Source organism: Nonomuraea sp. NPDC004354, assembly GCF_053602555.1.
Genome location: NZ_JBSGDV010000005.1, coordinates 131144 through 152934, shown reverse-complemented (window position 1 = coordinate 152934; position 21791 = coordinate 131144). Strand labels below are relative to the sequence as shown.

The following is a 21791-nucleotide window of genomic DNA, read 5'->3' as shown; positions in this document are numbered from 1 at the left end:
GGCCGGTTGGGCTGCCGGACGAACCGACCCCCCCGTCTTGATGTTTCCCGACGAGTTCCTCCGGCGGCCCCTTGGCATACCGTCACGGCATGCCGTTCGATCTCCACCACCGCGCCCTCGTCGCGGACACGCATAACGACCTGCTCATGGCCGTCGCCGCCCGCCCGCCGCAGCGCTGGGCGGGCTTCTTCCGCGACCGGTGGCTGCCCCAGTTGCGGGAGGGCGGGGTCGATCTCCAGGTGCTGCCCGTCTTCATCGACGACGCCTTCCGCCCGGAGGGCGCGCTGCGCGAGACGCTCCGCATGATCGAGTGCGCGCACGTCGTCGCCGAGGGCAACGCCGACGCCGTCGCGCTCTGCACCGACGCGGCCCAGATCGACGCCGCCCTCGACGACGGCAGGATCGCGCTGGTGCTGGCCATGGAGAGCATGCCGGGCCTCGACGCCGACGTGGAGCTGATCTCCACCGTGTACCGGCTCGGCGTACGGATCGCCTCCATCGCCCACTGGGGCCGCACCCCGCTGGCCGACGGCAGCGGCGAGGACGCCACCGGCAGCGGCCTCACCTCCCACGGCGTCGCCGCGCTGAAGGAGATGGAACGGCTCGGTATCGTCTTCGACATCTCCCACCTGGGCGCCTCAGGCGTCGCGCACGTGCTGGAGCTGGCCACCAGGCCGCTCATGGCCACCCACTCCTCGGCCCGCGCCCTGCGCGACCACCACCGCAACCTGACCGACGACCAGCTGAGAGGCGTCGCCGCGACCGGCGGTGTGGTCTGCGTCAACTTCGTCCCCGCGTTCCTGGCCGACGACCCGGCCGGCCACACCCTCGACCGGCTCGTCGACCACATCGAGCACATCGCCGCCGTCGCCGGCGTCGACCACGTCGGTCTGGGTCCCGACTTCGTCCGCGAGGTCCTCATGGACACCACCCCGCCCTGCTGCGAGGAGCTCGGTTACGGCGAGATCGACCCCCTGGCCACCCTGCCGGGACTGGACGGCCCGCGTGGCCTGCCGCTGGTCACCGAGGCCCTGACCCGCAGGGGCGTGCCGGAGAAGGACATCCTCAAGATCCTCGGCGGCAACGTGCACCGGCTCCTCGGCGAGGCGCTGCGATGACCGAGATCAGGGAGTTGCACAGCCTCGAGGAGTTCGGTGAGGCCTTCGCGGTCTTCACCGGCATCTGGGGCTTCGAGCAGAGCAACCAGCCGATCAACCCGGAGCTGATGCGCGCCCTGGCGCACGCGGGCAACTACGTCGCCGGCGCCTACGAGGGCACGCGGATGGTGGGCGCCTCCGTCGCCTTCTTCGCCGAAGGCGGGGCGCTCCACTCCCACATCACCGGCGCGGTCACCGGCCGGGGCGTCGGCTTCGCGCTCAAGCAGCACCAGCGCGCGTGGGCGCTGGCGCGCGGCATCAACCGCGTCACCTGGACCTACGACCCGCTGGTCCGCCGCAACGCGCACTTCAACCTGGCCAAGCTGGGCGCCAGGCCCGAGGAGTACCTGCCGGGCTTCTACGGCGTCATGCAGGACGCCGTCAACAGGGGCGACGAGTCCGACCGGCTGCTGGCGGTGTGGCGGCTGGCCGAGCCGCCGGTGCCGTACACGGTGGAGGGGGCGGGCGTGGCGCTGAAGGAGGAGGACGGCAGGCCCGTCGTGGGCGACACGGACGCGAAGGTGCTGCTGGTCGCGGTGCCCGCCGACGTGGAGGCGCTTCGCCGGCGGGATCCCGGCACCGCGAAGGCCTGGCGGCACGCGGTGCGCGAGGTGCTGGGGGGGCTGCTGGAGGACGGCGCCCGGGTAACAGGTTTCCATATGAAATCCCATTACGTGGTGGAGCGGCCCTGAGGGGCGCAGTATGGGACGCGTACCTCTGTTGAGGAGGACGCGATGCTATCCGAAGGACCGCGCGTGGTCGTCGGGGTCGACGACACACCCGCCTCTCGCTGGGCACTGCTCTGGGCGGTGGAGGCCGCCAGGCTGCGGGGGATGGCGCTGGTCGCCGTCCATGTCAGCAGGGCGCCCGTGCATCCCTTCCCTGAGGCGCTGCCGTACACGCACACCGTCAGGCAGATGGAGGAGGCCAGGAGCGTCGAGCTGATCCAGACCCTGTTCGACGACATGACGGGCGGCGCCCCGCCCGACATCAACACGCTCGCCGTCGCCAGGCTCGGCGAGCCCGGCCCCCTGCTCGTGGAGCTGGCCAGGCCGATCGACCTGCTGGTCGTGGGCAGGGGGCACCGGAGCGGGCTGGACCGGCTGCTGATGCCGTCCACCCGCCGCTACTGCACCGGCCACGCCCGCTGCCCGGTGGTCGTCGTGCCGACGCCGCCGGCCGCGGACCAGCGGACGGGAGCGCTCTCCCGTCCGGCGTGGATCCGCTGGCTGTCGCCGCGCCACCCCGCCGAGTGAGGCGTCCCGCCTCGTGGCGGCCCGCCACGGGAGGCGGTTCGCGGGGTGAGGCGGCCGCGCGCCGGCGCTCAGGTGGTGGGCAGGCGCGGCACGGCCGCCAGCAGGGCGCGGGTGTAGTCGTGCGCGGGCGCCTCCACCACCTGGTCGGCGGGCCCGTACTCCACCAGCCTGCCGTGACGCATGACGGCGATGTCGTCGGCGACGTAGCGGACCACCGCCAGGTTGTGCGAGATGAACAGCATCGACAGGCCGAGCTCGGCGCGCAGCGAGCGCACCAGGTTCAGCACGGCGCCCTGCACCGACACGTCCAGCGCCGAGGTGATCTCGTCGGCGACCAGCAGGCGGGGCGCGGCGCCGAGCGCCCTGGCGATCGCGACGCGCTGGCGCTGGCCGCCCGACAGCTCGCGCGGATAGCGGGCGGCCGTCTGCGCCGGCAGCGACACCAGGGCGAGCAGCCGTTCGACCTCCTGGGCGTCGGGACAGCGCAGGCCCTCGGCCACCGACGCGCCCACCGTCATCCGCGGGTTCAGCGAGGCGTAGGGGTCCTGGAAGACCATCTGCACCCCGCCGCCGTCCTCGATCACCCCCGTGTACGGCACCAGCCCGCTCACCGCTCTGGCCAGCGTCGACTTGCCCGAGCCCGACTCGCCCACCAGGCCGACGACGCGCCCTGGCGGGATCTCCAGCGAGACGTCGTCCACGGCGGTGAACGCGCCGAACCTGACCGTCAGGCCGTTGATGATCACGAAACCTCCCAGCAGGCGACACGGTGCGCCTTGCCATGCTCTTCCAGTGGCGGACGCTCGGCCACGCAGCGGCTGGTGGCCAGCGGGCACCTGCCCGCGAACGCGCAGCCCTCGCCGACCTCGGCCGGCCCCGGCTGGCGGCCGGGGATGCTGGCCAGCGGCAGCGACCTGTCGGTGGTCATGTCGGGCACCGAGGCGACCAGCGCCCTGGTGTAGGGGTGGGCGGCGGCGGCGAGCCGGTCGGCGGGCAGTTCCTCGACCACCCGGCCGGCGTACATGACGACGACCCTGTCGCACAGCGCGCCGACCACCGCGATGTCGTGCGAGATGAACAGCGTTCCCGCCTGGCTCTCCTCGGTCACCTCGCGCAGCAGGCGCAGGATCTCCTGCTGCACGGTGACGTCCAGGCCGGTGGTGGGCTCGTCGGCGATGACGAGCCGGGGCGCGCCCATGAGCCCCATGGCGATGACGGCGCGCTGGCGCATGCCGCCGGAGAACTCGTGCGGGTGCTGGCGGGCGCGGCGCTCAGGGTCGGTGATCCGCACGTGGCCGAGCCGGTCGACGGCCCTGCGCCAGGCGTCGGCGCGGCCGGCGCGCTGGTGCACGGTGGCCACCTCGGCCAGCTGCCCGCCGACCTTCAGCGCCGGGTTGAGCGAGGCCATGGGGTCCTGGAAGACCATGGCCAGGCGGGTGCCGAGCACCTTCCTGCGCTGCTCCTCGGGCAGCGCGTGCACGTCCTGGCCGCACAGCAGCACCGGCCCGCCGCCGACCACGCCGGGGTGGGGTACCAGGCCGCCGACGGCGTAGGCGGTCAGGCTCTTGCCGCTGCCCGACTCCCCCACGACGCCGACGATCTCGCCGGGGCGGACGGTGAGCGAGACCTCGCGCACCGGGGTGACGCCGCCGGGGAAGGTGACGGTGAGGTTCCTGACCTCCAGCACCGCCTCGTCGTCGTGCCGCCCGTCCTCGTCCGCCGGGGGCGGCGGGACGGCCGGGGCCGCCCGGTGGACCTCCGCGCGGCTCGCGGTCCTGGCCAGCGCCTCGCCCAGCAGGTTGAACCCGACGCCGGCCAGCACCACCATCAGCGCGGGACCGAGCGCCACGACGGGGTTGACGTAGATCCGGGCGAAGCCGTCGAACAGCAGCCGCCCCCAGTCGTAGCCGGGCGGCTGCACGCCGAGCCCGAGGAAGGACATCCCGGCCAGGCCGAGCAGGCTGCCGCCGATCATGGTGGTGAGGTTGAGGATGAGGGGTTCGGCGATGTTCGGCAGCACGTGCCTGGTGACGATCCTGGTCCTGGACACGCCGAGCAGCCTGGCGGCGGCCACGTAGTCGGCGGCCGCCACGGAGGCGGCCAGCGTCTGGGTCAGCCTGGCGAAGCCGGGGGCGACGGCGACCCCGATGCCGAGCACCGCCCCGCGCGCGCCGAGCCCGGCCACGACGGCGGTGAACATGGCCAGCAGCAGCCCGGGGAAGGCCACCAGGGCGTTGACGGTGGCGGTCACGAGCCGCGCCGGCCGGCGCGGCAGCACGGAGGGCAGCGTGCCGAGCACCACGCCGATCGCCGCGCCGATGGCGGTGGCCAGCACGGCCAGCAGCAGCGACATCCTGGTGGCCACCAGCACCCTGGCCAGGATGTCGCGGCCGAGGTTGTCGGTGCCCAGCGGGTGCGCGGCCGAGGCGCCCGACAGGGCCGCCACCGGGTCGATGAGCTCGGCCCTGTCGCCCCAGATCGGCGGCCCGACGACGGCCAGCACCAGCATGAGCGCGACGACGGCCGCTCCGGCCAGCCCTGCAGGGGTCCGCATCAGCCCTCCTTGATGGTCGAGCGGGGGTCGAGCGCGCCGAGCGCGAGATCCACGGCCAGGTTGACGACGAGCACGATCGCGCCGTAGACGAGGATCACGCCCTGGGCGACGGGGAAGTCCTTCTGCGTGATCGCCTCGGTCAGCCGCATGCCGAGGCCGGGCCAGGCGAAGACGTACTCGACGAGCACGCTGCCGGCGATGAGCCCGCCGAGCAGCAGGCCGCCCGTCGTCAGCGTGGCCGTCAGCGCGTTCGGCAGCACGTGCCTGACGTTGACCCTGGCGGCCGGCAGCCGCTTGGCCCTGGCCAGCCTGACGTAGTCCTTGCCGAGCTCGCGTGCGGTCTCCACGCGGACCAGCCGGGCGATCAGCGCGGCGGGCCCGATGGCCAGCGCGGCGATCGGCAGCACGAACGACAGGGCGCCCTCCTTGCCGGCCGGCGGGAACCAGCCCAGCGTGATGGCGAAGACCACGACCAGCGCGATCGAGTAGAGGAACTCGGGGACGGCCACCGCGGCGCCGGTGCCGGCGGTGAAGCCGAGCTCGGTGCCGCGGTGGCGGCCGTTCTCGGTGCGGATCGCCACCCACAGCCCGAGGGGCACCGCGACCAGCAGCGCGACGAGGGTGGCGAGCACGGCCAGGGTCAGCGTGTTCGGCAGCCGCTCCAGGATGGTCTGGCCCACCGGCTCCCCGGTGAGGAACGAGGTCCCGAGGTCGCCGGTGAAGACGCCCCTGACGTAGGTGACGAACTGCATCGGCAGGGGCTGGTCCAGGCCGAGCGCCGCGGTGCGGGCGGCGACCAGTTCCGGGGGCGCGGCGGGCCCGAGGGCGGCCCTGACGGGGTCGCCGGGAATGAGGTGGATCATCGCGAACGTCGCGACCATGAGGGCGGCCAGGGCCGCCGCGAACCTGACCAGGCGCGGCAGGAGCAAGGGTCAACCCGCCTTCGTCATGCGGATGGAGGTAGGCATGACCAGGCTGCCGACGATGTCCACGGTGGCGCCCTTCGTCGCGACGACCACGGTGTTCTCCACGACCGGGACCAGGTCGGCGGCCTCGAACAGGGCCGACTCGGCCGCCAGCCAGTCGGCGCAGCTCTCCGCGGCAGGCCTGGCCGACGCCTTGGCGACCAGTTCGTTGTAGCGGCTGTTGTCGATGTGGGCGAAGTTGGCGCCCTTGGGCGCGCTCGGCCCGCTCAGGAAGCCGGTCAGCTGCGACGGCAGGAACACGCCGATGGGCAGCCAGACGACGTCCCAGTCCTGGGTGACGTTGAGCGATTCGGCGAGTTTGGTGTCGATGACGCCGTTCAGCCGTACCTCGACGCCCAGCTTCTTCCAGGTGGCGGCGAGGTATTCGGCCGCGGCGAGCACACCCTGGCCCCTGGTCGTGGCGTACAGGTAGCGCAGCGTCAGCCGCTTGCCGTCCTTGACCCTGACGCCGTCGGGACCGGGCCGCCATCCGGCGGCGTCGAGGGCGGCGGCCGCGGCCGCGGGGTCGTGAGCCGGCACGTGCCCGCTGACGCTGTCGCCCTTGCAGGGGCGCGGCTCGAGCACCAGGCTGGTGGCCTTCCGTCCGGTGCCCGAGGCGGCGATCGCGGCCAGTTCCGTCAGGTTGACGCCCTGGGTGAGCGCCTTGCGCACGGCGGGATCCGCGGTCGGCCGGTCCTCACCCTGGTGGTAGAAGAACTGGCCGTTGGCGGCGCCGAGGACGGTCTTCTGGATCGACCGGTCGGCCTCCACGCGCTGCCTGTCGGGCCCCTGGATGTCGGCCGCGTTCAGCGCGCCCGACGTCAGCAGGTTGACCGCGGTCTGCTCGTTGGGCACGACCTTCAGCACGACCTTGGCCGGCAGCCCCGGCGTCCTGGCGGTGACGCCGCCGGGGCCCCAGGCGTAGTCCTGGCGACGGGTCAGGGTGTAGTGGTCGCCGGAGACGGCCTCGGCGAGCTGGAACGGGCCCGAGCCCGAGGTCTGCCTTGCCAGCAGCGAGCGGTCCTTCAGTCCCTTGCCGCAGACGATGTACACCATGGCCGCGCTCTCCACGATGAAGGAGAAGGGCTGGGGCATGGTCAGGGTGACGGTCCCGGCCGCGTCGTCGGCCTTGGCCGTCATCCCGGCGGGGACGAATACGCCGTAGATGGGCGACTTGGTGGCGGGGTCGGCGATGTGGGTGAAGTTCTCGGCCACGACCGACGGGGTGACGGGCGAGCCGTCGGCGCAGGTGACGTCCTTGCGCAAGGTGAAGGTGACCGACTCGGGTCTGACGTCCCACTTCGCGGCCAGGGCGGGGGTGAGCGTCCCGTCGGGCCGCATGCCGACGAGGGTGTCGTAGGCGTAGTTCAGCACCTCGTTGGTGACCGACAGGATGGCCGTCGCGGGGTCGAGAGCGCCCGGATCGGCGGGGATGGCGGCGGTGAAGGTGGCGTCGTCGGCGAGGCCGCCGGCGCCAGGGGTGGACGGCGCCGCGCCGCAGGAGGCGGCCAGCAGTCCCGTCAGGGCGAGCACGGTCGCCGCGGTGGTTGCGTTCATGCGAAGCTCCCGGCTGGAGGGGTGGCCTCACCCTCCCCTGTGGCCTCGCGGGATTCTTCGTGCGCGGCGACGAAAGCGGCTGCTCCTCTAGTGCCGCCGTCCGAAGATGCGCATCATGAGCATGGCGGCGAGCCGCGCCTCGGCGTCGGCGAGATCGAGACCGCTGATCTCGGTCAGGCGGCGCAGCCGGTATCTGAAGGTGTTGGAGTGCACGTGCACGGCCGCGGCGGCGGCGTTGACGTCGCCGAAGCTGTCGAGATAGGCGCCGAGGGTGGCGGCCAGTTCGGTGCCGTGCTCGGCGTCGTAGCGCAGCAGCCGGTGGTAGGGCCCGGTCGGGGCCTGTTCCTCGGCAGCGGCCAGGTCGCCCAGCTGGAGCAGCAGCGACTCGAAGTGCACGTCGCTGTAGCCCGCCACCTGTCCTGAGAGGCCCCTGGAGCGCAGCACGCGCAGCGACCTGTCGGCGTCGGCCCGCGATCTGGCCACCTCGCCCAGGTCGGCGGCGAGCCTGCCGACCCCGATGTTGGCGCTGTGGCGGGGCCCGACCCTGGACAGGAAGCTCTCGGCGACGCGTACGGCCCTGGCCTCCTCCTCACCGCTGGCGTGCAGCGGCAGGAGCGCGTAGGCCACCGAGCCGACGAGGGCGGCGGCGGCCCTGGGATGGATGGCGCCGACGTGGAGGGCGAGCGCGTCGCAGAAGCGCTGCCGGTCGGCCTCGGCCTGGGCGGCGTCGGCCCGCGTCTCGGTGAGCTGCGCGGCCAGCACGCACAGCCGTTCGCTGGCCACCCCGAGGCGGCCGGCGGCTTCGGCGGCGTCCCTGCCGCCCTCCAGGATGGTGGACAGCAGGTCGGCCTGCAGCCGCCGGCGGGTGTCGGCGCCCACGCGCTGGCGCAGCAGGTGCAGGGCGACGATCTTGGCGGCGTCGACGAGCGCCCACTCGCGCTGCTCGCTGAGCGGCTCGCGGACGGCGGCCCAGATGGAGCCGAGGATCTCGTCGCCGGAGCGGACGGCGATCGCCACCCGGGGCAGCCCCTCGGACAGTTCGATGAAGATCGGCCCGGTGCTCTGGTAGAGCTTGCGGAACCAGCCCTGCTCGTCGAGCATGCGCTGGTACACCTCGGGCACCTGGCGGCCGAGCACGGTGGCGATCCTGCTGGAGTCGGCCTCCTCCTGGCGGCCGGAGAAGGCCAGCACCCGGGCCGAGCGGTCCTCGATGGTGACCGGCGCGTCCAGCAGCGCGCACAGCGCGTTGGCCAGGGAGAACAGATCGTCGGGCGGCTGCTGGCCGGACTCCGTCAGATCGCCTTCGGCCAGCAGCGAGCGCAGCAGCGCCGCCACCTGTGACCAGGAGGCGGCGCGGGTGAGGCCGAGCACGGCAACGCCGGTCTCCAGCACCTTGGCCCGCACCCGCTCGTCGGCCGCCACGGGCTGCTTGATCACGATGCCGGAGCCGGGGCGGGCCCCCTCCAGCAGGTCGCAGATCGCCTCGGCGCCTTCGACCCCCACGCCGAGCAGCAGGCCGCCCGGGGGCAGCAGCAGCTCGTCGAGGGGGTCGTAGATGTGGACGCCGGTGACCTCGGCGTCGAGGTCGCCGGGCGAGGCGGCCACGTCGAGCACCGTGCTGCCCAGATCGTCGAGGATCCGGCGCAGACTGGCCCGCGGCCGAGTCGTCATCTCCTCACGATAGTGGACGAAAACTGACATCAGCCGCGTAGCTCGTCGACCGCCTCGCGGGCCACCGCGCCGATGACGGCATCCGCCTTGGGCAGGCGGTAGCCGAGCGAGCGCGGCCGGAGGTAGACGGCGACGGCGTAGCGCCTCCCGTCCGGGTACTCCACGACGCCCGCCTCGTTGCGGACGCCGAAGATCGTCCCGGTCTTGGCGGAGATCCGGACGTCGTCGCCGAAGCCCGACGACAGCCGGTGCGGCCAGACCTGCCGTCCCATGATCTGCCTGACCTCCGCGCAGGCCTGCGGCGGGCCCGCCTCGTCGCGCCAGATCTTGGCCAGCAGCGTGGTGGTCTCGCGGGGGGTGGAGGCGGAGGTCCTGGCCGGGTCGAGCACCGACAGCGTGCGCATGGTCTCCGGCGGCGCGGCCGCCGCCTCCTCCAACGAGCCGGCACCGAGCTCGGACAGGACACTGCCCAGCAGCACGCGGCAGTCACCGACCAGGCGCGTGCCCTTCAGCCCGAGCTCGGCGAGGGTGGCGTTGACACGCTCCACCCCCACCTTCTCCAGCAGCACGTCGGTGGCCGCGTTGTCGCTCATCGACATCATGAACAGGGCCAGGTCGCGCAGGGAGAGCTCGATCTCGTCGGCGCAGCCGGAGGTCCCGATGCCGCCGTCGCGGTGCTCCAAGGTCACCGGCAGCCGCTCGGTCCTGGAGATCAGGCCCGCGGCGGCCTGCCTGGCGTACTCCAGGACGATCGGGATCTTGAAGACGGAGGCGAGCACCACGGGGTCGTCGGCCCCGTGGCACACCTCGCGCTCACCGTCGATCTCCCGCGCGTGCAGGAATCCCTCGACCTCGGCGGCCGCGAACAGCTCACGCACGTGCCACCGCCCTGCCGCCGCTGTGGAGGAAGATCCGCCCGTCCCGCTCCAGGAAGGTGATCGTCGTCTTGGCCTCGACGTCGATGAAGGACTCGTCGGAGTGGTGGACGAACCTCTCGGTCGTGCGCTCGATGCCCGCCTGGCGCATGAACTCGCCGGGAATGGTGGTCACCTCCAGGCCGCCGCCGACCGCGGCCACCTCCTGCACGGCGGCCGGCCCATGGTAGGTGCCCGCGTAGCGGGTGGCGTCCACCGCGGCGGGCCGGTCGGGCACGGTCGGCAGCGGGGTGGGGGTCACCCCCGCCAGCTCGCGGACCAGTGAGAAGGCCAGGTCATCGAGCATGGCGGGCACGTCGCCGCCGTTGCAGCTCATCGCGATCGTGAAGCGGCTGCCGGGGACGATCCGCCAGAACGTGCTCTGCCCGACGGTGCCGCCGTCGTGGCCGAAGACGGGCGCGCCCCAGTCGAACAGCTCGAAGCCGAGCCCCCACCGGTCGGCGAGCAGGCCGGGCACGCCCGGCACGTCCACCTGGGCGGTGGTCATCGCGGCGACCGTCTCCTCCTCCAGCAGCCTGGTGCCGCCGGGCGTGACGCCGCCGTCGAGGAACATCCGGCCGAAGCGGACCAGCTCGCGCGGCGCCAGGCACAGGGTGGACCCGGCGGGCGCGTTCGAGCGCGGCATCTGCCAGTTCGGGTTGACCGCGTTGCCGGGCCCGAGGTGCCCTGCCGAGGCGCGGAACAGCACGGCCTCCTCGGCCAGCAGCGCCCCGTGCGTGACGCCGAGCGGGTTCATCAGCCGCTCGCGCATGGCCCGCTCCCACGTGCCCCCGGCCAACCTGGCGGCCAGCGCGCCGAGCACGACGTACCCCGAGTTGCAGTAGGAGAACATCGCGCCCGGCTCGTAGACCTGCGGCGCGCCGTGCAGGAAGCTCACGAAGCGGTCGAGGCAGTCGTCGCCGCGCCCGGTGTCCTCGAACAGGTCGCCGGCGAACCCGCCGGTGTGGGTCAGCAGGTGCCTGACCGTGACCGTCTCGGCCGCGGCGGCGTCGGCCAGGCCGAACTCCGGCAGGTACTTGCGCACGGGCGCGTCGAGGTCCACCGCGCCCTCCTCGACCAGGCGCATGACCAGGGCGGCCGTCCAGATCTTGGTCGTGGAACCGACCTGGAAGAGGCTGTCGGTCGTCGTCTCCACGCCCGTGTCGCGGTTGACGACGCCGGTGGCCGCCTCGATCAACCGGCCGTCCGCCCACACGGCGACGGCGGCTCCGGGGACGTTGTGGTCGCGCGCGGCCTCGTCGAGGCGGTGCTGCAGGTCCATGGATGCTCCTCAGGCGATCTTGGGAGTGGCGCGGACGCCCATGTGGACGTAGGGGGAACCGTCGGCCAGCTCGTAGAAGACCGCCGACAGCCACTGCGGGTCGTCCGGGAGGCGGCCGACGAAGGTGACGTCGTCGACGGGCAGCAGGTCCAGCTCGGCCGGCTCCGACAGGTCCGCCAGGGCGCCCGTGGACTCCATCAGCAGCCGCAGGCCGCCGTCGCGGACCGTGATCGTCAGCCGCGCGCCGACCCGCTCGTACACCCCGGCGTACCGCTCGGCGTCCACCTCGACCGGCTGCTCGGGCGGCCCGAGCACCGGGGGGACGGCCACGCCGTCCAGCTCGCGGAACAGCTCGGTGGCCAGGTGGTGGAAGAAGGCCGCGCTGTGCCCGCCGTTGGCCACGGCGCACACGACGGTGCCGGTGTCGGGCAGCATCCACAGCATCGACGACTGGCCGATGGTGTTGCCGCCGTGGGAGACGACCCGCCGGCCGTCCCACTCGTCGAGGATCCAGCCGATGCCCCAGTGCGTGCCCAGCGTGTACGGGTTGGGGAGGGCGACCTGCGGCTCCCACAGGGCGCGCGGGTCCTTGAGCAGACCGCCCTCCAGGTGGGCGCGGGCGAAGGCGACGACGTCGGCGGGCCTGGCGGTGATCAGCCCGGCCGGGCCGCAGGAACGCATGAGTCCCCACACGGGGCTGGGCTCCCCGTCGACGTGACCGACGGCGGCGCCGAAGCGCAGCACGTCCTCGGGCAGGGTCCAGGTGTGGGTCAGGCCCAGCGGTTCGATGATCTGCTCGCGCAGCGCCTGGTCCCATACCTTGCCCGTCAGGTGCTCGACGACACGGCCGGCGATGACGAACCCCGCATTGCAGTAGGACTGGGTGGCGCCGAGCGGATGGTTCTGCGCCAGGTCGGCGCAGGCGGCGACGTACCGCTCGATGCAGTCGTCGCCACGGCCGGTGTCGAGGAACAGGTCGCCGTCGATGCCCGAGGTGTGGCTGAGCAGGTGACGGACGGTCACCGTCCCGGTCACCTCGGGGTCGCCGACCCGGAAGCCGGGCAGCAGCTCGGCGACGGGGGTGTCGAGGGTGAGCGCGCCCTGCTCGGCCAGCAGGGCGAGCTGGGTGGCGGTCCACACCTTGGTGACCGAGCCGATCTGGAAGAGCGAGTCGGGCGTCACCTGCGCGCCCGTGCGGCGGTTGAGGACACCGGCCGCGCTCTCGTGCACCTCCCCCTGGTGGAGGTAGGCGACAGCGGCGCCGGGGACGTCGTATTCGGCGATCAGCTCTGCGAGCCGATCACCCATTGCTCCAGCCACGCGACGATCCTTTCGTTGTAGTCGAGCCGGTGGGACGGGCGTCCGTTGAGGATGAACAGGTGCGAACCACCCGGGTAGCGCACGAGCCTGGCGGGCACCCCGCGCTCGCGCAGCGCGGCGAACCACTGCTCGGCCTGCCCGACGGGGCAGCGGTCGTCGCGCTCGCCGTGCAGGACGAGGGTGGCCGCGCGCACGCCTGCCACGTGCGTGAGCGGCGACTGCGCCGCCAGGTCGCCGCGGCACTCGAACGTCTTGAGCAGGTGTCCGGCGTCCGAGGTGCCCGACATGCTGGTCAGGTCGCTGACGCAGCCGCCGGGGATGGCGGCCCTGAACCGGTCGGTGGTGGCCGACAGCCAGCAGGCCATGTAGCCGCCGTAGCTGTAGCCGGTGACGGCCAGCCGGTCCGGGTCGGCCACGCCCTCCTCGACCAGGTCGTCGAGCGCGGCCAGGAAGTCGCCGGCGTCGGCCAGGCCCCACGCGCCGATCGCGGCGGTGTAGAAGGCCTCGCCGTACCCGTCGCTGCCGCGCGGGTTGAGCGTGAGCACGCTCCAGCCGCGCGCGGCGAGCACCTGGTGGTAGAGGTGGACGCCGTCGAAGACGGGCGCCCACGCGTTGTGCGGGCCGCCGTGCACGTCGAGCAGGAGCGGTCCCGGCTGCTTCAGCGCCGGGTCGCGCAGCAGGAAGCCCTCGACCGGGGTGCCGTCGGGGGCGGTGAACACGCGGCGTTCGAGCGGGAACAGCTCCACGTCGGGCAGCGCGTGATCGGTGAGCCGCCGGCCGTCGAGGTAGACGTCGCCGGCGCTGCCAGGGCCGGCGGCCACGTAGGCCAGGCGGCCGGCCGCGGCCGTGGCGCCCGACACGCCGAACTCCCCTCCCACCCTCGCCCGGCCGTCCAGGTCGAACAGGTGGGTGAGGCCGCCGTCACGGGCGCAGAACAGCAGCTCGTCGCCCAGCAGGAGCGGCGGGGCGCCCGGGTAGCCGGGGGCGCCCACCATGACGTTGCGGTCCAGGCCGGTCTCGATCTCGACCAGGCCGCCCGCCTCGAGCGCGAACAGGCGGGTGTGGCCGACGGGCTCGCCGGTGAATCCGGTCACCACCAGGCGCTCGCCGAGCCACCACACGCCCGTGCAGGTCACGCCCTGCTCGGTGAGCCGCTTGGGCTGCCCGCCGTCGAGGTCGACGAGGTAGACGGCGCCGCCGGGCACCAGGTCCCGGTCGGGCTCCATGGCGGCGACGAAGGCGAGACTCTGCCCGTCGGGCGACCAGGTGGGCTCGCCGGCGTGGAAGTCGCCCTCGGTGAGCCTGCGCCAAGCGCCCGAGTCCACCTCCACGACCACCACGTGGGTGCGCAGGTCGCGCAGCAGGCCGGCGCCGTCGGCCTTGTACTCCAGGGTGTCGGCCACGACCGGGTCGTGCGCCTGCGCCTCGCCGTACGGGGCGGTGAAGGCCAGGCGGCGGCCGTCCGGCGACCACACGGGCGGGCCCGCGCCGTCGGTGGCCAGCACACGCGGCTCGCCGCCGTCCATCGGCAGCAGGTGGATCTGCGGCTTGCCGTCAACGGGGCGGACGAACGCGAGCGTTCGGCCGTCGGGCGACCAGCGGGGAGCCAGGTCCGCGGGGCCACCGGTCAGCCGGCGCGGCTCGTGGCCCGGCTCGGCCAGCCACACCTCGCAGCGGTTGTCGTCGGCGTCCCTGTCCGCGGTGGTCAGCGTGTAGGCGACCGCGCCGCCGTCCGGGCGCACCTGCGGATCACCGGGTACGGCGATGCGGAAGAGATCGTTCAGGGAGAGGCGGGACATGATCGAACGGTAGGTGAGAGGCCAGGACGCATCTTCGGCCGCGCGCACGAAGCGGACGCCGTTCATTGTGCCGTCGTACGAGGGGGCACCCCATCGGCGAAGTGATCAAGGCCACACCCTAATCCTGTCCGATCGGTCAGACCTGACCGATCGGACAGTTATTGTTCTGGCATGGCACGTCCCGCTTCCGCCCTGCGCGGCCACATCCTGGACGCGGCGCTGGACCTGTTCGCCACGCGCGGCTACAAGGGCACCTCGCTGCACGACATCGCCCAGGTGGTGGGCTGTTCCAAGGCGTCCTTGCTCTACTACTTCGTCAGCAAGGAGGCGATCCTCACCGAGCTGCTCACCCCCGCCGGCGAGGAGCTGGGCACGCTGGACGCCCGGCTCGCAGGCGTGGAAGGGATCCCGGCCGCGGAAGCGGCCGTCACCGGCTTCGTCGACCTGGCCATGCGGTTCCGGCGCGAGGTCAAGGTCCTGTTCCAGGACATCCCCGGGCTCACCGGCCACCCTGCGCTGGGTGCCGTACCCGCCGTCATCGCGCGGCTGATGGCCGCGATGGCCGAGGGCTCGGCCGGAGCCAAGGGCCTGGTCACCGCTTCCATGGTCATCGGCGCGGTCTCCGTCACCTGCGCCAGCGACCTGCCGGTGCCGGACCAGGACCTGCGTGCCGAGCTGATCCGCGGCGCCCTGCGCACACTCGACCGCGAAACCCCCTGAACACGAGGAAAGACACCCACGTTCATGGCTTCTCTGCTTTACCGGCTCGGCCGGTACTCCTTCCGCCGCCGGGGGCGGGTCCTCGCCGTCTGGCTGCTCGCGCTCGCCCTGCTGGGCGGGGCGGCCGCCGCCTTCATGGGCCCCACCAGCGACGACTTCACGATGCCCGACACGGAGTCGCAGCAGGCGCTCGACTCCGTGCGACGGCAGTTGCCGCAGGCCGGCGGCACGACCGGCACCATCGTCATCGCCGCACCCGAGGGGAGGAAACTCGACAGGGCCGCCGTCGCCGCCATCGTGCAGGAGGCCGGCCGGGTCCCGGGTGTGATCGCCGCCGTCGACCCCTTCCAGGTCGGCGCGGTCTCGCGCGACCGCTACGCGCTGGTCCAGGTACAGTTCGACACCGCCGTCAGCGAGATCACCGACGCTCAGCGCGCCGCCTACCAGAAGGTCGGCGCCTCGGCGCACGGCCTGCGGGTGGAGCACGGCGGTGAGGTGATGACGGCAGGAGCCGAGATCGGCTCCACCGAGGCTCTCGGTGTCCTGGTCGCCGCCGTGGTCCTGGTGGTCACCTTCGGCTCCCTCGTGGCCGCCGGCATGACGCTGCTGAACGCGCTCGCCGGCGTCGCCGCGGGGATGTCGGGGCTGTTCGCCCTCAGCGGCGTGCTCGACCTGACCAGCACCGCGCCCATCCTGGCGCTGATGCTGGGGCTGGCCGTGGGAATCGACTACTCGCTGTTCATCACCTCCCGCTACCGGCAGTACCTCGCCGAGGGCGTCGAGGAGCAGGAGGCCGCCGGGCGCGCGACCGGCACCGCGGGCTCGGCCGTGGTCTTCGCCGGTGCCACCGTCGTCATCGCCCTGGCCGGTCTCGCCGTGGTGGGCATCCCCTTCCTCACCGTCATGGGCCTGGCCGCGGCCGGCACCGTCACCCTTGCCGTGCTGGTCGCCCTCACCCTGCTGCCCGCCATGCTCGGCTTCGCCGGCCCCCGCGTCATGCCCAGGGCGCACCGCCGTGGAAGGGCCGCCGGCCCCGGCCGCGAGGGCTTCGGTTACCGCTGGGGCCGGATCGTCACGCGCCTGCGCGTCCCGATTCTGGCGGCCGGTGTCGTGGGGTTGGCCGCGCTGGCGCTGCCCGCCCAGGACATGCGCCTGGCCCTGCCCGACGCCGGCACCGCCGCCTCCGGCTCCGCGGCCCGCGAGGCGTACGACCTGATCTCTGAAGGCTTCGGGCCGGGCTTCAACGGCCGGCTGGTCGCCGTCGTCTCCGGCGACGACGCCACATCCACCGGCGCGGCCGCCAAGCAGGCCGCACTGCTGATCCAAGGCACCGAGGGCGTGCTCGGCGTCTCCCCGCCGCAGGCCAACAGGCAGGGCACCACCGCGCTGATGACCGTCATCCCCAAGGCCGGCCCCACCGACGCCACCACCGAGCGGGCGGTGCGCCTGATCAGGGAGCGCGTGTCCGGCGTCGAGGGCGCCACCGTCGCGCTGACCGGCGCCACGGCCATCGGCATCGACGTGTCGGCGAAGCTCGCCGAGGCGATGCCCGTCTACCTGCTGCTCGTCGTCGGCCTGTCGATCCTGCTGCTCATGCTCGTCTTCCGCTCGCTGCTGGTGCCGCTCAAGGCGGCGCTGGGCTTCCTGCTGACCGTCGGCGCCACGTTCGGCATCACGGTGGCCATCTTCCAGCAGGGACACCTGGCCGACCTGGTGGGCGTCGACGTCCCCGGGCCGCTGGTGAGCTTCCTGCCGATCCTGCTGATCGGAATCCTGTTCGGGCTGGCCATGGACTACGAGGTCTTTCTCGTCTCCCGCATGCGGGAGGACTTCGTCCGCGGCGACAGTCCGGGCCAGGCGACCGTCAACGGGCTGGGCCACAACGCCCGCGTCGTCACCGCCGCGGCTCTCATCATGGTGGCCGTCTTCGGCGGATTCGTGTTCATGGATGACCCGATCATCAAGTCCATCGGCTTCGCGCTGGCCGTCGGGGTGTTCGTCGACGCGTTCCTCGTCCGGCTGACCCTGGTGCCTGCCGTGATGTCCCTTCTCGGCCGCGCGGCATGGTGGCTGCCCCGCGCCGTCGACCGGGTCCTGCCGAACCTCGACGTCGAGGGCGAGGGCCTTCACGAGCACCCCGCCGACCGGCACCGCGACGACTCCAGGGAGACCGCCGGGGTCTGACGTCCCGCCCGGCCGCCCGCTCGCTCCCGGCGGGGTCGCGGCCGTGGCACGGCGGTGGCGTCGCCTGGGTGCGGATTCCGGCGCGGCGGTGGCGCGGCCCGGGTGCGGATTCCGGCGCGACGGCGGCCGGGTCCCGGTGGGGGACCCGGCCGCCCGCCAGGCCGGACGTGCTAGTCGAGGATGGACAGCACCGTGCCGGCGCCGACCGTCAGCCCGCCTTCGCGGATGGCGAAGCCGAGCCCGGGCTCCACGGCCACCGACCGGCCGAGCTCGACGACCGCCTCCACCGTGTCGCCCGGCGCGGCGGGCCCGTCCATGACGATCTGGCCGGGCACGTCGGTCGTGCGCAGGTAGAACTGCGGCCGGTAGCCGCTGCCGACGGGCCGGCGTCGCCCGCCCTCGGCCTCGGTGAGCAGGTAGACCCTGGCGGTGACGCGCGTGTGGGCGCGCTGGGAGCCGGGCGCGGCCAGCACCTGGCCCCGCCGTACCTGCTCGCGCCGCACGCCGCGCAGGAGCACCGCCGCGTTGTCACCGGCCTCGCCGCGCTCCATGGTCCTGCCGAAGGTCTCCACCCCGGTCACCACCGCGGTGAAACCCTCGCCCAGGCCGACGACCTCGACCGTGTCGCCGACCTTGACCGAGCCGCGCTCGATCGCGCCGGTGACGACCGTGCCGCGCCCGGTGACGGTGAGCACGTTCTCCACCGGCATGAGGAACGGCGCCTCGACGTAGCGGACGGGGACCGGGATGTGGTCGTCCACCGCCTGGAGCAGCGCCTCGACGGACGCCGTCCACGTGGGGTCGCCCTCCAGCGCCCGCAGCCCGGAGACGCGGACCATGGGCACGTCGTGGTAGCCGTGCTCGGCCAGCAGCTCCGACAGCTCGAGCTCGACCAGGTCGGCCAGCTCCGGGTCGGCGCCGTCGGCCTTGTTCAGCGCGACGACCAGGTGCTCGACCCCGACCCGCCGGGCGAGCAGCACGTGCTCGCGCGTCTGCGGCATGATGCCGTCCTGCGCGGACACGACCAGGATGGCGCCGTCGAGCTGCGCCGCCCCCGTGATCATGTTCTTCACGTAGTCGGCGTGGCCGGGCATGTCCACGTGCGCGTAGTGGCGGGTGGCCGTCTCGTACTCGACGTGCGAGATGTTGATCGTGATGCCCCGCTGCGCCTCCTCGGGCGTGCGGTCGATCCGCTCGAACGGCGTGTACGTCGCGCCGCCCCGCTCGGCGAGCACCTTGGTGATCGCGGCGGTCAGCGTGGTCTTGCCGTGGTCGACATGCCCCATGGTGCCGATGTTGAGGTGCGGCTTGTTCCGCACGTAGGCCTGCTTGGCCATCGTCCCTTTCCTTCGACGCTCGATGCCTGGTGACCCGTCGGGTCGTCAACCCTCCCCCGCCGGGTCACGATCGGACGCACGGGAAAGGGTCAGCGCTCCAGGCCGTCGCGGAGCGTCGCGGCACGGCCCAGCGCGCCTGCTGCCGCAGGCGTGAGCTGGAGGACGTACCGGAACATGATGACCATGATGTCGGTGTGGAATGCCCGGCGGCAACGGATTATTCCGCGTCCCGCCCGGCCGCACGGCGCTGTCAGGCGGCCGCCGCTCCCGGACGGGCCTGTGAGGCGGCCCTTACTCTCGGACGGGCCCTGTCAGGCGGCCGCTACTTCCGGACGGGCCTGTCAGGCCGCCGTTACTTCCGGACGGGCGGGGCGGCGAGGGGAAGGCGCAGGACGAAGCGAGCCCCGCGGGGGTGATCGGCGGCGTGCAACTGGCCGCCGTGCGCGCGGGCGATCTCGCGCGCGATGGCCAGGCCGAGTCCGGTGCCACCGGGGTCGCGGTGGCGAGCGTCGTCCAGCCGGTACAGGCGTTCGAAGACCCGTTCGCGGTCGGCCGACGCGATGCCTGGCCCGTCGTCCACGACCTCGAGGATCGCCTCGGGCGGGGCTGTGGTGACGTGGACCTCGATCGTGGTGGAGGCGTGCCGCTCGGCGTTGTCCAGCAGATTGCCCAGCAGCCTGGCGAGGCGGATCCGGGAGGCGCGTACCAGGACCTCGCGCTCCAGGCCGGTGACGACGGTGGCGGCGGGGGCGCGGCGTTCGAGCTCGTCGGCGGCGAAGACGCCCAGGTCGAGCACCTCCATGTCGGCGGTGGTGCCGCTGTCGGGACGGGCCAGGTCGAGCACGTCCGCGACGATCTCGCTCAGCCGCTCGGTGTTGCGGAGCAGTTTGCGCAGCATCTGCCGCTGGTCGATGTGCGGTTCGGCGAGCGCGGCCTCGAGCTCGGTCAGCAGTCCGGTGATGGGGTTGCGCAGGTCGTGCGAGGTGTCGAAGACCGCCTGGCGTTGCCGGCGGACGGCCTCCTGGAGCGCCGAGATGGTCGCCCGTTGCCGGTCGTGTGTCTCCTGGAGCTGTCCGGCGAGGTTGTGCAGTTCGCAGGCGCGCGCGTAGAGATCGGCGTTCACCTCGTCCGGTTCCACGTCGCGGCCGGGGGCGTTCCGCATGCCGTACCGCTTCATCGCCTTGACGAAGCCGGTGACCTCCTGGCTGCTGAGCAGGATCCAGTCGACCCCGTCCTTCGGCCCCAGGATGGGCGTGTTGACCGTGCTCCAGTACCTCTCCTCGAAGACGCCGGGCCGGCCCACCTCTTCGATGTCGTAGCGCTGCGCCGACATGACGTCGGCCTGGCCGGTGGCCGCGACCTGTTCGAGCGAGGCGCGCAGCGCCTTGGCGCCCTGCATGCCCGGGTCGTCGAGGATGTTCGGGTTCATCGGGAAGGCGGCGAAGACGTCCTGGCCGATCAGTTCAGCCCGGGTGCGATCGAGCACCCTGAGGAGGGAGTCGTTGACCGCCGTTATGACGAAGTCCGGTGTCAGGACCGCCGACAGGGACGGGGCGGCCGTGAACACCGCCTCGTAATCGATCTTTACCTGCATACCCCAGCCCCCTTTGGCATTTTTTGTCCTTTTTGGGGTGACCTAAACGCGGGGAACGCCGGAGGCCGGACGTCACGGCTGGTCGAAGGGCGCTCCGCCCAGACTCGTCGAGAAGGAGGTGGTGGCCGTCGGGGTGGTGATGACCCCGTCGAACGCCTCCCGCATGGGGGTCAGCACGCTGGCGCTCTGGCTGCGAATGCGGTCCAGCGCGCCCTGCGGGGCGTGGCGCAGGTTCGTGAGGCTGACGGCGGTGCCGAATCCCGCATCGACCAGCGCCGCCTCGACGCTTCCCGGCTCGGGCGCGGCGAGCTGCTCCTCGGCGACGGTGAAGCCGGCCTCGCTCTTCTCGTCCAGGTGCATCTCGGCGACGCTGCCGGCGGTGTGGGTCAGGGCGAGCGCCCGGTAGCCGTCGCCGAGCATCCGGCTCAGGTAGTGCCCCATGGGAAGGGCGGCCAGCTCGCCGCCGTAGCACACGGGCGTCTTCTGGATGTGCTGGTTGTGGGCGGCCAGGACGATGCGCGCGCCGGGCTCGGCTCGGTCGAGATGCCAGCGCAGCGACCGGGCCATGTAGTGGTCCCGTACGGACGCGTCCCCCGGCAGTCCCTCACCCGCGAAGAGGGCGCGGATGGCCCCGAACATGTAGTCGGCGTGCAGCGCCGCCTCCAGATGGCGCCGCGCCACGTCGTAGCGGTGCTGGTCGCTGCGCGAGACGTAGAGCGGCTCCAGCGCCCGGAAGCGCAGCAGGAGCCGGGTCAGCGAGGCGGTGAGCGCGTCCTGCTCACCCGCCCCCAGGCGCGCCCACCGGGGCGCCGCCACGGCGACCGATCTGCCGGTGAACCGGTCGGCGATCGCCATGGCCCGCTCGACCTGGCCCAACGCCTCCCTGTCGACGTCGAGCAGGTAGCCGGCCAGCGGCTCCAGCGCGGGGCGCAGCTGCCCTCCGGCCACGGGGGTGTCGACTCCGACGAAGCGCACCGGATGCGCGCTGGTGAGGTTGTGCCGGCGCAGCCAGCGCACCATGTCGGGGTTCATCCCGGCGTTCGTGGTGCCGCTGAGGGCGGCCAGATCGGCTTCGTCGCCGTCGCCCCGCAACCACTCGTCCAGGGCGAGGCCTTCGCTGAACCCGAACTCGAAGGCGAGGACGGTGAACCCGCACCGCTCGGCGAGGAAGCGCAGCACCCGCTGGCGGACCTGGGTGAACTCCCTCACGAAGTGGGCCCCCTCCCCCACGGCCACGACCCGGGCATCACCGATGATCTCGCGCAGCGGCTCGAGGTCGTCGAGCGGCGCGTCGGGATCGAGGCCGGTCAGGATGCTGGTGTGCGTCCGGAACCAGGTGGCGAGAAGGTCCGCGGACATCCGGTCGGTCGTCATGGCGAGTCGCTCGATTCTCGGTATGGAAACGTCGGAAGGTCACCGAAAAGGGGGCGCGGAAGGAGCCGAGCGGCGGCGAAGGGAGACGGGGCCGTGGCCCCCGCGTC

The 21791-nt window shown here is 72.9% G+C and carries 17 protein-coding genes; 5 read left to right on the top strand and 12 right to left on the bottom strand.

Features of this window, described 5'->3' with window-relative positions; translation table 11 throughout:
* Positions 1–89 precede the first annotated feature (89 nt).
* The 3 genes from ACWENQ_RS17950 to ACWENQ_RS17940 are packed head-to-tail and all read left to right on the top strand — an operon-like array spanning position 90 to position 2413.
* Positions 90–1118: a dipeptidase gene (locus ACWENQ_RS17950; protein WP_452415164.1), complete on the top strand. Its 1029-nt coding sequence runs from the start codon at positions 90–92 to the stop codon at positions 1116–1118.
* On the top strand, positions 1115–1849 hold the full coding sequence (locus tag ACWENQ_RS17945; RefSeq protein ID WP_452415162.1) for a GNAT family N-acetyltransferase: 735 nt from the start codon (positions 1115–1117) through the stop codon (positions 1847–1849). The genes ACWENQ_RS17950 and ACWENQ_RS17945 overlap by 4 nt, the downstream gene beginning before the upstream one ends.
* Before the next feature lie 42 nt (positions 1850–1891).
* The gene (locus ACWENQ_RS17940; protein WP_354913244.1) at positions 1892–2413 is read left to right on the top strand and encodes a universal stress protein; all 522 of its coding nucleotides are present in this window, start codon (positions 1892–1894) and stop codon (positions 2411–2413) included.
* A gap of 68 nt (positions 2414–2481) precedes the next feature.
* Here the strand turns inward: ACWENQ_RS17940 and ACWENQ_RS17935 are convergent, their stop codons facing one another.
* The 9 genes from ACWENQ_RS17935 to ACWENQ_RS17895 form a co-directional block, all read right to left on the bottom strand.
* A complete protein-coding gene (locus ACWENQ_RS17935) occupies positions 2482–3159 on the bottom strand; it encodes an ABC transporter ATP-binding protein (protein ID WP_452415161.1) in 678 nt (225 codons plus the stop codon).
* The gene (locus ACWENQ_RS17930) at positions 3156–4967 is read right to left on the bottom strand and encodes a dipeptide/oligopeptide/nickel ABC transporter permease/ATP-binding protein (protein ID WP_452415159.1); all 1812 of its coding nucleotides are present in this window, start codon (positions 4965–4967) and stop codon (positions 3156–3158) included. The genes ACWENQ_RS17935 and ACWENQ_RS17930 overlap by 4 nt, the downstream gene beginning before the upstream one ends.
* Positions 4967–5896: an ABC transporter permease gene (locus ACWENQ_RS17925; RefSeq protein ID WP_449922565.1), complete on the bottom strand. Its 930-nt coding sequence runs from the start codon at positions 5894–5896 to the stop codon at positions 4967–4969. The genes ACWENQ_RS17930 and ACWENQ_RS17925 overlap by 1 nt, the downstream gene beginning before the upstream one ends.
* Positions 5897–5899: 3 nt before the next feature.
* Positions 5900–7489, bottom strand: coding sequence for an ABC transporter substrate-binding protein (locus ACWENQ_RS17920; protein ID WP_452415157.1), 1590 nt, complete (start codon positions 7487–7489; stop codon positions 5900–5902).
* A gap of 87 nt (positions 7490–7576) precedes the next feature.
* Entirely contained in the window at positions 7577–9160 is a 1584-nt protein-coding gene (locus ACWENQ_RS17915; RefSeq protein ID WP_354913253.1) for a PucR family transcriptional regulator, read from the bottom strand.
* 29 nt (positions 9161–9189) lie between these two features.
* Complete coding sequence (locus ACWENQ_RS17910; RefSeq protein WP_449922568.1) at positions 9190–10038, bottom strand: serine hydrolase; 849 nt, start codon at positions 10036–10038, stop codon at positions 9190–9192.
* Positions 10031–11356: a serine hydrolase domain-containing protein gene (locus ACWENQ_RS17905; protein ID WP_452415155.1), complete on the bottom strand. Its 1326-nt coding sequence runs from the start codon at positions 11354–11356 to the stop codon at positions 10031–10033. Before ACWENQ_RS17905 ends, ACWENQ_RS17910 begins: the two co-directional genes overlap by 8 nt.
* 9 nt (positions 11357–11365) lie before the next feature.
* Entirely contained in the window at positions 11366–12676 is a 1311-nt protein-coding gene (locus ACWENQ_RS17900) for a serine hydrolase (RefSeq protein ID WP_449922571.1), read from the bottom strand.
* Entirely contained in the window at positions 12640–14475 is a 1836-nt protein-coding gene (locus ACWENQ_RS17895; protein WP_449922572.1) for a S9 family peptidase, read from the bottom strand. The genes ACWENQ_RS17900 and ACWENQ_RS17895 overlap by 37 nt, the downstream gene beginning before the upstream one ends.
* 171 nt (positions 14476–14646) lie before the next feature.
* On the opposite strand from ACWENQ_RS17895, the gene ACWENQ_RS17890 reads away from it, so the two are divergent.
* Positions 14647–15195: a TetR/AcrR family transcriptional regulator gene (locus ACWENQ_RS17890; RefSeq protein ID WP_452415153.1), complete on the top strand. Its 549-nt coding sequence runs from the start codon at positions 14647–14649 to the stop codon at positions 15193–15195.
* A gap of 24 nt (positions 15196–15219) precedes the next feature.
* Positions 15220–17379, top strand: a complete 2160-nt coding sequence (locus ACWENQ_RS17885) for an MMPL family transporter (protein WP_452415152.1) — start codon at positions 15220–15222, stop codon at positions 17377–17379.
* A gap of 170 nt (positions 17380–17549) precedes the next feature.
* Here ACWENQ_RS17885 and tuf read toward each other — a convergent pair whose 3' ends face one another.
* From tuf to ACWENQ_RS17870, 3 genes are all read right to left on the bottom strand, one after another.
* Complete coding sequence (gene tuf, locus ACWENQ_RS17880) at positions 17550–18716, bottom strand: elongation factor Tu (protein ID WP_354913266.1); 1167 nt, start codon at positions 18714–18716, stop codon at positions 17550–17552.
* 352 nt (positions 18717–19068) lie between these two features.
* Complete coding sequence (locus ACWENQ_RS17875) at positions 19069–20310, bottom strand: ATP-binding protein (RefSeq protein WP_452415151.1); 1242 nt, start codon at positions 20308–20310, stop codon at positions 19069–19071.
* Between the two features lie 72 nt (positions 20311–20382).
* Positions 20383–21684 carry an erythromycin esterase family protein gene (locus tag ACWENQ_RS17870; protein WP_449922581.1) on the bottom strand — a complete coding sequence of 434 codons (1302 nt, stop codon included), beginning with the start codon at positions 21682–21684 and terminating at the stop codon, positions 20383–20385.
* Positions 21685–21791 lie beyond the last annotated feature (107 nt).

Excerpts from the sequence above, each read along its gene's own strand:
- ACWENQ_RS17905 (WP_452415155.1), bottom strand. The coding sequence starts at position 11,356 with ATGGACCTGCAGCACCGCCTCGACGAGGCCGCGCGCGACCACAACGTC.
- ACWENQ_RS17885 (WP_452415152.1), top strand. The coding sequence starts at position 15,220 with ATGGCTTCTCTGCTTTACCGGCTCGGCCGGTACTCCTTCCGCCGCCGG.
- tuf (WP_354913266.1), bottom strand. The coding sequence starts at position 18,716 with ATGGCCAAGCAGGCCTACGTGCGGAACAAGCCGCACCTCAACATCGGC.
- ACWENQ_RS17950 (WP_452415164.1), top strand. The coding sequence starts at position 90 with ATGCCGTTCGATCTCCACCACCGCGCCCTCGTCGCGGACACGCATAAC.
- ACWENQ_RS17890 (WP_452415153.1), top strand. The coding sequence starts at position 14,647 with ATGGCACGTCCCGCTTCCGCCCTGCGCGGCCACATCCTGGACGCGGCG.
- ACWENQ_RS17945 (WP_452415162.1), top strand. The coding sequence starts at position 1,115 with ATGACCGAGATCAGGGAGTTGCACAGCCTCGAGGAGTTCGGTGAGGCC.
- ACWENQ_RS17930 (WP_452415159.1), bottom strand. The coding sequence starts at position 4,967 with ATGCGGACCCCTGCAGGGCTGGCCGGAGCGGCCGTCGTCGCGCTCATG.
- ACWENQ_RS17870 (WP_449922581.1), bottom strand. The coding sequence starts at position 21,684 with ATGACGACCGACCGGATGTCCGCGGACCTTCTCGCCACCTGGTTCCGG.
- ACWENQ_RS17915 (WP_354913253.1), bottom strand. The coding sequence starts at position 9,160 with ATGACGACTCGGCCGCGGGCCAGTCTGCGCCGGATCCTCGACGATCTG.
- ACWENQ_RS17940 (WP_354913244.1), top strand. The coding sequence starts at position 1,892 with ATGCTATCCGAAGGACCGCGCGTGGTCGTCGGGGTCGACGACACACCC.
- ACWENQ_RS17875 (WP_452415151.1), bottom strand. The coding sequence starts at position 20,310 with ATGCAGGTAAAGATCGATTACGAGGCGGTGTTCACGGCCGCCCCGTCC.
- ACWENQ_RS17920 (WP_452415157.1), bottom strand. The coding sequence starts at position 7,489 with ATGAACGCAACCACCGCGGCGACCGTGCTCGCCCTGACGGGACTGCTG.
- ACWENQ_RS17895 (WP_449922572.1), bottom strand. The coding sequence starts at position 14,475 with ATGTCCCGCCTCTCCCTGAACGATCTCTTCCGCATCGCCGTACCCGGT.